This window comes from Ideonella sp. P3_A4 (genome assembly GCF_056403075.1).
Genome location: NZ_JBFUGE010001092.1, coordinates 1 through 1,250 on the forward strand (window position 1 = coordinate 1; position 1,250 = coordinate 1,250).

The window sequence follows — 1,250 nt, forward strand, 5'->3', positions numbered from 1 at the left end:
GGATCACGAAGCAGATGATCGACCACACCGGCTGCTCGTCGACGGGCTTCATCACCGGCGAACGCTGCAGCTTGGCGAAGTCTTCGCGCGGGCCGAGCGAGACCCAGCCGATCGGCACGCCGGCGCGGTAGCCGATCAGGCCGACCGGCTGGCCGGCGTCGACCAGGGCCTTGAATTCGGCGCGGTTGGCTTCGGCGCGGCTAGTTCCCGCTGGCAGCGGCGCCGGTTCGCCGCTGCGGCGGTAGTACATGCACCAGCAGCCACGCGCGACCGAACAGCCCTTGGCCGCGAAGATGGCTTCGAGGTCGGGCCAGCGCTCGGGCGTCAGCGGGTGGATGTCGAGCTTCACGGGATGTCGACAGGCAGTTCGCGCCGTTCGGCGGCGCTGCGCCGGCCCAGGTCCAGCAGTTGCATCACCGCCAGCGTCTCGCGTGGCGGTACCGGGTTTGGCGCCTCGGCGCGCAGTGCGGCGCAGACGGCGCTGTAGTAGTCGGGGTAGCGGCCGTTACGGGTCGGCAACGGGCGGCTTTCGAGCACATCGCCGGGTTCTTCGGCGCGCCACAGCGCCAGCTCACCGACCTGCGGGTCTGCACCCCAATCGGCCAGGTGGGCGGGGTCGGGCTGATGGCCAGCCTTCAGCATGTCTTCCTGGCAGTCCAAGCCCCATTTACGGTAGCCGCCGCGGGTGCCGTGGAGCACGAAGCGCGCGCCGGTGTGGGCCGCCAGCGCGCTGGCGTGCAGCGTCACGCGCAACCCGTCGACATAACGCAGCTGGGCGTGGAACCAGTCGTCGGCCACGGCGCCGTCGCGCACCGAGGCGATGTCGGCGTAGACGGTCTCAGGCGTGCCGAACAGCTGCAGTGCCTGGTCTATCAGGTGTGGGCCGAGGTCGTTCCACAGCCCGCCACCGGCGTCGACCGATTCCCGCCAGCGCTCGCGCACCTGGCCGCGGAAGCGGTCGAAGTGCAGCTCGGCATGGACGATCCGGCCCAGCTGGCCGCTGGCCAACAGCTCGCGCACGGTCAGGAAGTCGCCGTCCCAGCGCCGGTTGTGGAACACGCTGAGCATCAGGCCGCGCTGTTCGGCCTCTCGCACCAGTTCTTCAGCCTGGTTGGTGGTCAGCGCGAAGGGTTTGTCGACCACGACCGCCTTGCCGGCGCGCAGGGCGGCCAGCGCCAGTGGATGGTGGCTGTCGTTCGGCGTGGCGATCACCACCAGCTCGATGTCGTCGCGCCGCAACAGCGCAGCGG

At 70.2% G+C, this 1,250-nt stretch carries 1 protein-coding gene and 1 pseudogene; both read right to left on the reverse strand.

Annotated elements, in window-relative coordinates:
- A pseudogene (locus tag AC1DYI_RS36100) lies at positions 1-349 on the reverse strand (GNAT family N-acetyltransferase); the annotation flags it as partial.
- The coding region (locus AC1DYI_RS36105; protein WP_477208896.1) for an oxidoreductase at positions 346-1,250 on the reverse strand (905 nt) is incomplete at its 5' end. The gene AC1DYI_RS36105 and the pseudogene AC1DYI_RS36100, both read right to left, overlap by 4 nt.